Annotated in this window: 11 protein-coding genes; 6 read left to right on the top strand and 5 right to left on the bottom strand. The window is 72.9% G+C overall.

Annotation, left to right across the window (positions count from 1 at the left end; translation table 11 throughout):
* Positions 1-140: 140 nt before the first annotated feature.
* On the top strand, positions 141-614 hold the full coding sequence (locus M2302_RS30950) for a MarR family transcriptional regulator (RefSeq protein WP_280841340.1): 474 nt from the start codon (positions 141-143) through the stop codon (positions 612-614).
* Positions 615-807: 193 nt separating this feature from the next.
* Here M2302_RS30950 and M2302_RS30945 read toward each other — a convergent pair whose 3' ends face one another.
* Both M2302_RS30945 and M2302_RS30940 read right to left on the bottom strand, forming a co-directional pair.
* The gene (locus tag M2302_RS30945; RefSeq protein WP_280841339.1) at positions 808-2,463 is read right to left on the bottom strand and encodes a sodium:solute symporter; all 1,656 of its coding nucleotides are present in this window, start codon (positions 2,461-2,463) and stop codon (positions 808-810) included.
* Entirely contained in the window at positions 2,463-2,729 is a 267-nt protein-coding gene (locus M2302_RS30940; protein ID WP_210778659.1) for a DUF3311 domain-containing protein, read from the bottom strand. The genes M2302_RS30945 and M2302_RS30940 overlap by 1 nt, the downstream gene beginning before the upstream one ends.
* Positions 2,730-3,066: 337 nt before the next feature.
* Between M2302_RS30940 and M2302_RS30935 the strand changes: the two genes are divergently transcribed.
* Genes M2302_RS30935 through M2302_RS30915 form a run of 5 tightly spaced genes read left to right on the top strand, consistent with a single transcriptional unit; the run spans position 3,067 to position 4,815 of the window.
* Positions 3,067-3,234: a hypothetical protein gene (locus M2302_RS30935; RefSeq protein WP_280841338.1), complete on the top strand. Its 168-nt coding sequence runs from the start codon at positions 3,067-3,069 to the stop codon at positions 3,232-3,234.
* Between the two features lie 12 nt (positions 3,235-3,246).
* Entirely contained in the window at positions 3,247-3,834 is a 588-nt protein-coding gene (locus M2302_RS30930; RefSeq protein ID WP_280841337.1) for a hypothetical protein, read from the top strand.
* Positions 3,831-4,244: a YbaB/EbfC family nucleoid-associated protein gene (locus M2302_RS30925; protein WP_170285449.1), complete on the top strand. Its 414-nt coding sequence runs from the start codon at positions 3,831-3,833 to the stop codon at positions 4,242-4,244. Before M2302_RS30930 ends, M2302_RS30925 begins: the two co-directional genes overlap by 4 nt.
* Entirely contained in the window at positions 4,244-4,615 is a 372-nt protein-coding gene (locus M2302_RS30920) for a YbaB/EbfC family nucleoid-associated protein (RefSeq protein WP_280841336.1), read from the top strand. The genes M2302_RS30925 and M2302_RS30920 overlap by 1 nt, the downstream gene beginning before the upstream one ends.
* The gene (locus M2302_RS30915; RefSeq protein WP_280841335.1) at positions 4,612-4,815 is read left to right on the top strand and encodes a hypothetical protein; all 204 of its coding nucleotides are present in this window, start codon (positions 4,612-4,614) and stop codon (positions 4,813-4,815) included. The genes M2302_RS30920 and M2302_RS30915 overlap by 4 nt, the downstream gene beginning before the upstream one ends.
* A gap of 19 nt (positions 4,816-4,834) precedes the next feature.
* Here the strand turns inward: M2302_RS30915 and M2302_RS30910 are convergent, their stop codons facing one another.
* From M2302_RS30910 to M2302_RS30900, 3 genes are read right to left on the bottom strand one after another with little or no spacing between them, the layout of a single operon-like run.
* On the bottom strand, positions 4,835-5,995 hold the full coding sequence (locus tag M2302_RS30910; protein WP_280841334.1) for a bifunctional RNase H/acid phosphatase: 1,161 nt from the start codon (positions 5,993-5,995) through the stop codon (positions 4,835-4,837).
* Positions 5,996-5,998: 3 nt separating this feature from the next.
* Positions 5,999-6,736, bottom strand: coding sequence for a C4-type zinc ribbon domain-containing protein (locus tag M2302_RS30905; protein ID WP_179801186.1), 738 nt, complete (start codon positions 6,734-6,736; stop codon positions 5,999-6,001).
* Positions 6,733-7,599 (bottom strand): Nif3-like dinuclear metal center hexameric protein, encoded by an 867-nt coding sequence (locus M2302_RS30900; protein ID WP_154942684.1) that lies wholly within the window; start codon positions 7,597-7,599, stop codon positions 6,733-6,735. Before M2302_RS30900 ends, M2302_RS30905 begins: the two co-directional genes overlap by 4 nt.
* Positions 7,600-7,705 lie beyond the last annotated feature (106 nt).

The raw sequence follows: 7,705 nt of genomic DNA, 5'->3' as shown, positions 1-7,705 counted from the left end.
ACGTCCTGTTCGCCATGCTCCGCGACAAGAACCCCTACCAACCCCGCCCCACAGCACCGATCGCCGCTTGACGAAACCCATAGGGACACCCCCCCCAGATAGCTGTGCCCTACAGGTAGTTTTGTTTGTATGATACAGCTATGAGCGACGACCAGCGCACGGGAGCGGACGACGAGGCCACCCTCGGCCGAATCGAAACCGAGGTGGCTTTACTGATGCGGCTGGGCGAGGCGACCCGCCGGGCCACCGGCACCGCCGAGCACCGGGTGTTGGACCGGGCGGCGTACGTGATCCTGCGGCACCTGGACGCGGCCGGTCCGCAGAACGTCTCCGCGCTCGCGGCGCAGCTCAACCTGGACGGCTCGACGGTCACCCGGCAGGTCTCGGCCCTGCAACGCGACGGGTTGATCACCCGCGCCCCCGACCCGGCGGACGGGCGCGGCACGGTGGTCTCCCCCACTGCGGCCGGCCTGCAACGGATGGCGGCGGTGCGGGCGGCGCGCGCCCGGCTCTACGGCGACATCCTCGGCGACTGGGACGCCGAGGAGCGGGACACCCTGGCGCGGTTGCTGGGCCGGCTCAACGAGGCCCTGAGCGCCCGCAACCGCCGCTGAACGAAGCCGCCGCTCGCCCCGCACCGGCGAGGACGGGCGGCGGACAGTACGGAGTTGATGACGTGAACGACTCAGCGGCCGGGCGTCGCCACCGATCCGTTCACGTCATCAGCTCCGTAGCGTCTCGGCACAACGACCGGCCACGGGACCCCCGGGCGCCCACCGCAGCGGGCACCCGGGGGCGGGCCGACCTTTACGCCACCGGCTCGCGGGCCGAGTCGGCGTCGCGCTCGGTGCCCGGGGTGACCCGGGGGTCGCCCTCGTCGGCGAAGTAGTCGTCCGGCTTGGTGTGGTCCACCCCGTCGGTGACCTTCGCTGCCCGCAGGGCCAGGGTCAGCAGCGCCGCCACCACCAGGTTGACCAGCACCGCCACGATGCCCACGTAGATCGTCTTCTTGGTGTCGAAGCCGAACTCGGAGAGCGGGAAGGCCGAGCCGGCGAAGTGCTTCTTCCCGGTCACCGGGTTGGCGATCTGGTAGAGCATCCACATGCCCATGCCCATGCCGGCCGCCCAGCCGGCGATCAGCGCGGTGCGGTGGAACCAGCGGGTGTACAGGCCCAGCGCCACCGCCGGCAGCGTCTGGAGGATGATCACGCCGCCGATGAGCTGGAGGTCGATGGAGAACTGCGGGTCGAGGAAGATGATGAACGCCAGCGCGCCCACCTTGACCAGCAGCGAGGTCACCTTCGAGACCTGCGCCTCCTGCGCCGGGGAGGCGTCCCGCTTCAGGTACTCCTTGTAGATGTTGCGGGTGAACAGGTTCGCCGCCGCGATCGACATGATCGCCGCCGGCACCAGCGCGCCGATGCCGATGGCCGCGTACGCGACCCCGGCGAACCAGTCGGGGAACTGCTGGTCGAAGAGGACCGGCACCACCGTGTTGCTGTCCACGCTCCCCGCCGTCGCCCCGGGCAGCGGCTTCACCCCGGCCGCGATGGCCATGAAGCCGAGCAGCGCGATCAACCCGAGCAGCAGGCTGTACGCCGGCAGCGCGGACATGTTCCGCTTGATCACGTCGCGGTTCCGGCTGGCCAGCACGCCGGTGATGCTGTGCGGGTAGAGGAAGAGCGCCAGCGCCGAGCCGAACGCCAGCGTGATGTACTGAAGTTGGTTGTTGGCGTTGAGCAGGATGCCGTCGCCCGGCGCCGCTGACGCCTTGAACTTCGCGTCCGCCGCGTCGAAGATCTCGCCCCAGCCGCCGAGCTTGTAGGGCAGGTACAGCACCGCCACCAGGATCACGATGTAGATCAGCGTGTCCTTGACGAAGGCGATCAGCGCCGGCGCCCGCAGCCCGGACTGGTACGTGTACGCGGCCAGGATGGCGAAGGCGATGATGATCGGCAGGTGCCGGGCCAGGGTGCTCTCCCCGGTGACCCCCATCGTCTTCAACACCGCCTCGATGCCGACCAGTTGCAACGCGATGTAGGGCATCGTGGCGACGATGCCGGTGATCGCGACCAGCAGTGCCAGCACCGGCGAGTCGAACCGGTTCCGGACGAAGTCGGCCGGGGTGACGAAGCCGTGCCGGTGCGAGACCGACCAGAGCCGGCAGAGCACCAGGAACACCAGCGGGTAGATGACGATGGTGTACGGCACGGCGAAGAAGCCCATCGCGCCCGCGCCGAACACCAGCGCCGGCACCGCGACGAAGGTGTAGGCGGTGTAGAGGTCGCCGCCGACCAGGAACCAGGTGATCCAGCCGCCGAAGTTGCGCCCGCCCAGCCCCCACTCGTCGAGGTGGGCCATGTCCCGCGGCGCCCGCCAGCGGGCCGCGACGAAGCCCATCGCGCTGACCAGCAGGAAGAGCACCGTGAAGACGATGATCTCGGTCAAATGGTCACGCCACATCACCGACCACCCCGCTTCTTCGTCATCTGGTACACCAGGGTCGTGGTGGCCACGCCGAGCAGGATGTAGGCCAGTTGCAGCCAGTAGAAGCGCGGGAAGCCGAAGAGCCGGGGCGAGTCCGCGTTGAAGAACGCCGGGATCAGCGGCACCAGGATCGGGACGAAGAGCAGCCAGTTCCAGGGACTGTGGTCCTTGGCCCTGGACGACGCCGTGCCCGCCGTGGGATCCGGTCCCGGCTCGGCCGGTGGTGTTCCGGGATCACTCATCTGCGTCTCCGAAGGGTCGTGGGTCGGTGTGATCGCGCGGAGGCTAACCACCCTGTGACTGCCGTCACGCCACTCGTCGTCGCACCCTGCGCCGAGCGGCAAGTCCGCTGCGCCGAATGACGTGCCCGGCCCTGGACGGGCAGCCGGCGGGGCCGCGCGCCGCTAGCCTGGGGCCTCACGCACTGACACGGGGGTGGTGCAGGGTGTCGCTGTACGCGACCGAGGCGATGCGGGCGTTGGGCTTCTCCTTCTCGACGTACGCCGACGAGTTCGACCAGCAGACCCGCCCGACGCTGGCCGGGCTGGAGCTGCCGCAGGGGCCTTCCCGCTGTTCGCGATGTCCGCGGCGGACGACTACGCGCAGTCCCTGGCCGCGGTGGGCGCGGTGACCACCGCGCTGCGCGACACCTTCGACGCGATCGGCACGGCGCTGCACCGGGTCGCCGGCCACTACGAGCAGTTGGAGGCCGACCAGGCGGCCGGCTTCCAGCGCAGTCACGACTGACCGAGGGGACGGATGCCGGCGGGCTGGGACGAGGGCGGCTGGACCGACACCGACAGCGACGCGTTCGACACACTGCTGATCCGGGGGCTGGTGGTCGCCGCCACCAGCGGTCTGATCGTCGCGCTGGAGCCCTCCGGGGCCGGCATGGCGGCGGCCGCCCTGACCGGGCTGCTGGTGATGCCGAACGTCGTCGATCCTGAGCCGTGGATCAGCAACTCCGGCACCTGGGGCGAGCTGAAGAACGTGGACTCGTACTGCGCGCAGCTGGCGGCCGGCGTGATCACCACCCTCGGCGCGTTCCTGGTCGCCACGGTCAGCGCCGCCGTCGCCGCCGTGGCCGCCAACGCCGCCGGCCCGGTCTCGCCGGCCGTCAAGATCGGCATCTTCGCCTCCTGGGCGGCCTTCGCGGTCGCCGTGATCGGCCTGCTGGCCGGCTTCGTGATGACGGTCTGGCTCTCCGCCAAGACCCTCGGCGACGCCAACGACGAGCTGGCCAACAAGTTCGCCGACCGGAGCGGGCGGATCGACACGGCCAGCATCCGGCTGCCCGAGTCCCTGAAGATCGTCATCGGTGATCCGGCCGAGTGGGTGCAGCGGTGAACGCGGACGCGGAGGCCATCGCGGCGGCGGCGGACGAGGCGCGTCGCCAGGGCTACACCGACCCGTCGCTGCGCGCGGTCCGGGAGCGGGTGGACGGCCTCGCCGCCCGGATCGCCGCGCTGCGGGAGGAGAGCGTCGAAGCCAGCGACGCCACCGGCACGGTGACCGCCCGGGTGACCGGCGACGGCGAGGTGGCCGAGGTCTACCTCAGCCCGCAGGCCGTCCGGGACCTCGACGCCGACCAGCTCGGGGCCGCCTGCCTGGAGGCGGTACGCCAGGCCCAGACCCGGCTGTCGACCACTCTCACCGACCGGATCCGGGAGATCACCGGCAACGACGGCGTGGATCAGCCGCCCGCACCCCGGCAGGCGCTCGACGAGTTCCTCCGCGGCACCGGGGCGGTGGGCTGATGCAACGACCGGACCTGAGCGCCCTGGCCCGGCAGATGACCTCGGCGATGACCGCCGCGGTCGAGTTCGCCGAGGGGGCCGCGCACCGGCGGCACGTCGTCTCCTCGCCCGACGGCGAGGTCACCGTGGAGATGTCCGGGGCGCGGGAGCTGCTGGACATCCGCATCGACCCGCGGGCCCGCCGTACCGTCGACAACCTGACCCTCGGCGAGCTGGTCACCGAGACGATCCGGGCGGCCGGCCGGCAGGTGGACGAGGCCCGCCAGGAGCTGCTCGATTCGCTGCGGATCGGCGACCACGCCGTCGGTGACGTGCTGCGCGACCCCCTGCGACTGGTGTCGCGGCTGACCGAAGGGACGCCCCGCCCGTGACCCGGCCACCCCGCTCGCCACGCCGCAACGCGGCGATCCTCGGCTACCTGCTCGTCGTCGCCACCGTCGGCCTGGGCTTCCTCGCCCTCCAGCCGGGGCTGCCGGGGCTGGTCCGGCTCGCCGTGGGCCTGATGTGGCTGGCGGTCGCGCTGCCCTGCCTCTACCTCATCCGCTGGCTGCTGCGCTCCGGTCGCGGCTGACCTGCCGGTCCCCCGCCGGTCAGCGCGCGGCGAGGTGGGCGGTGTCGTTGATGCTGCGTACCGCCACGCCGCCGTCGGGCCACATGTCCAGCACCGAGATGCCGGCCGCGTCGAGGTAGAGCCGGTGCAGGAAGGCGTCGCCGGCCGCCAGGGCGTCGCGCAACGCCAGCTTGATCGGCGAGACGTGCGAGACGACCACCACGGTCTCCCCCGGGTACGCCTCGCGCAGCGCCGCCACCGCCCGGTCGACCCGCTCGGCGACGACGGTGAACGACTCCCCGCCGGGCGCCGCGATCCGGGTCGAGGCGAGCCAGGCGTCCAGCTCCCCCGGCCACTGGTCGCGTACCTCGGCGAAGGTCTTCCCGTCCCAGTCGCCGAAGTCGCACTCGATCCAGTCGTCCTGCCGGCGTACCGGGATGCCGCCGAGCGCCCCGGCGATCGCCTCGGCGGTCGCCGTACACCGGGACAGCGGTGAGCTGAGCACGGCCGCGACGGACGGGGCCAGCTCGGCCACCCGCGCGGCCGTGGCCCGGGCCTGGGCCCGGCCCTGGTCGGAGAGCGGTACGTCGGCGCGGCCGGCGTAGCGGTGCTGCACGGTCCACTCGGTCTCGCCATGGCGGACCAGGATCAGCCGGGTGGCGGTGAAACTGGGCCGCGGCTCCCAGGAGGGCTTCATCGTCGCCGGATCGGTCGCGGCGGTCCGGGTGGCGGCGCGGGCGGCGACCTCGCGCGGCGGCTCGGCGACGGCGGGGCGCTTCGGCGGCTTGCCGGCGGCGGCGTCCATCGCGGCGTTGGCCAGGGCGTCGGCGTGCCGGTTGCGCTCCCGGGGGATCCAGCTGAACCGGACCGACTCGAAGCGGTCGACCAGCGCGGCGGCCTGCGCGGCGAGCGGGCGCAGCCCCGGGTGCTTGATCTGCCAGCGGCCGCACATCTGCTCGACCACCAGCTTGGAGTCCATCCGCGCCTCGACCTCGGCCGCGCCCAGCTCGGCGGCGGCCTCCAGCCCGGCGATCAGCCCCCGGTACTCGGCGACGTTGTTGGTGGACACCCCGATCGCCTCGGAGCGCTCCAGCAGCACCTCCCCGGAGTCCGGGTCCCGGACCACCGCGCCGTAGCCGGCCGGGCCCGGATTGCCCCGGGACCCGCCGTCGGCCTCGATGACGACCGCGCGCACCGCCACCGGCTACAGACCCGACTCGTTGGTGCGGACCATGATCCGTCGGCACTCCTCGCAGCGGACCACGTCGTCCGGGGCCGCCTTGCGGATCCGGGACAGGTCGGCGCCGGAGAGTTCCAGCCGGCAGCCGCCGCAGCGCCCCGCGGTGAGCAGCGCCGCACCCAGGCCGGTGTCCTCGCGGACCTTGTCGTAGAGGGTGACCAGATCGGCCGGGAGGTCGCCGGCGAGCGGCTTGCGGGCGGCCTTCTTGAACTCCTCCTCCTTGGCGATCTCGGCCAGCGTGTCGTCCCGACGCTGCTCGGCCGCCACCCGGCGCTCGCGTGCCTCGGCCATCCGGGCCTCGATGCCGTCGAGCACGCCCTGCGCGGTCTCCCGCTGCTCCATCAGCTCCAGCTCGGCGTCCTCCAGATCGCCCTGCCGCCGATTGAGCGAGACCAGCTCGTGCTGGAGCGCCTCCAGCTCGCGGGCCGGGCCGGAGCCGGCGGCCAGCCGCGCCTCGTCCTTGCTCTTGCGGGCGCGGACCTGGTCGATGTCCTTCTCCAGCCGGGCGATGTCCCGGTCCAGGTCGTCCACGGCGACCTGGGCGCGGACCCGCTCGTCCTCCAGCGCGGACAGCTCACGGGCCAGCCCCTCCAGCTCGGCCCGCTCGGGCAGGATGCGGCGGCGGTGCGCCAGCTGGGCGAGGGAGGTGTCGATGGCCTGCAGATCGAGCAGGCGGCGCTGGACCTGGGGTTCAGCCTTCACGGTCGGGGCTCCTTGTCGTCCAGTACGGGCGCGGCGGCGTGCACGGTCCAGGGGTCGGTGTCCAGATCGGACACCACGGTCTCGACGCCGAGGTCGTCCCGCAGGTGGGCGGCCAGGTCGTCCAACCAGGGTCGTTCGGTCGCCCAGTGGGCGGCGTCGAGCAGGGCGGGACCACCCGCGGCGAGGTGCTCGCCCGCCGGGTGGTGCCGCAGGTCGGCGGTGAGGAAGGCGTCCACCCCGGCGGCGGTCGCCTCGGCCAGGAAGGCGTCGCCGGAGCCGCCGCTGACCGCGAGGGTACGCACGATACGCCCGGGATCGCCCGCGGCGCGAACTCCCCAGGCGGTGGCGGGCAGCACGGCGGCGGCGTGCCGGGTCAGCTCGGCCAGGGTCAGCGGGGCGGGCAGCTCCCCGATCCGGCCGATGCCCCGGCCCGGACCGTCGGCCGGGGAGCCGGGCGACGGGCGGTGCAGCGGGCGCAGCCCGGTCAGCCCGAACCGGGCGGCCAGCGCGTCGGAGACGCCCGGGGCCGCCACGTCGGCGTTGGTGTGCGCGACGTACAGGGCGACGCCGGCCCGGATCAGGTCGTGCACGATCCGCCCCTTGTACGTGGTCGGGGCGACCGAGGAGACGCCGCGCAGCAGCAGCGGATGGTGGGCAACGATCATGTCGGCCCCGGCGGCGCGCGCCTCGGCGACCGTCTCGGGCACCACGTCGACCACGCAGGCGACCCGGCGTACGGCGGCGGTGGGCTCACCGAGCACCAGGCCGACCCGGTCCCACTCCTCGGCCCAGGAGGGCGGATACCGGCGCTCCAGGACCGCCACCACGTCGGCGACGGTCGGTGGGGCTGCGGTTGTGCTCACGGCCGGTCAGCTTACCGGCGCGGACGGGCCGCCACGGCCTCGCCCACCGCCCGTGTCCCCCGGCACAGCCGGGGTGATCGACTCCAGGTCGGCGATGTGGCGGGGT

The sequence above is a fragment of the Micromonospora sp. A200 genome (assembly GCF_029893845.1).
GTDB lineage: Bacteria > Actinomycetota > Actinomycetes > Mycobacteriales > Micromonosporaceae > Micromonospora > Micromonospora purpureochromogenes.
The sequence above is the reverse complement of the archived record's forward strand: the minus strand, read 5'-3'. Positions and strand labels throughout refer to the sequence as shown.

Bases quoted from the DNA above. Each gene is read 5' to 3' on its own strand.
- M2302_RS30950 (WP_280841340.1), top strand. From the start codon at position 141: ATGAGCGACGACCAGCGCACGGGAGCGGACGACGAGGCCACCCTCGGC.
- M2302_RS30945 (WP_280841339.1), bottom strand. From the start codon at position 2,463: ATGTGGCGTGACCATTTGACCGAGATCATCGTCTTCACGGTGCTCTTC.
- M2302_RS30940 (WP_210778659.1), bottom strand. From the start codon at position 2,729: ATGAGTGATCCCGGAACACCACCGGCCGAGCCGGGACCGGATCCCACG.
- M2302_RS30935 (WP_280841338.1), top strand. From the start codon at position 3,067: ATGTCCGCGGCGGACGACTACGCGCAGTCCCTGGCCGCGGTGGGCGCG.
- M2302_RS30930 (WP_280841337.1), top strand. From the start codon at position 3,247: ATGCCGGCGGGCTGGGACGAGGGCGGCTGGACCGACACCGACAGCGAC.
- M2302_RS30920 (WP_280841336.1), top strand. From the start codon at position 4,244: ATGCAACGACCGGACCTGAGCGCCCTGGCCCGGCAGATGACCTCGGCG.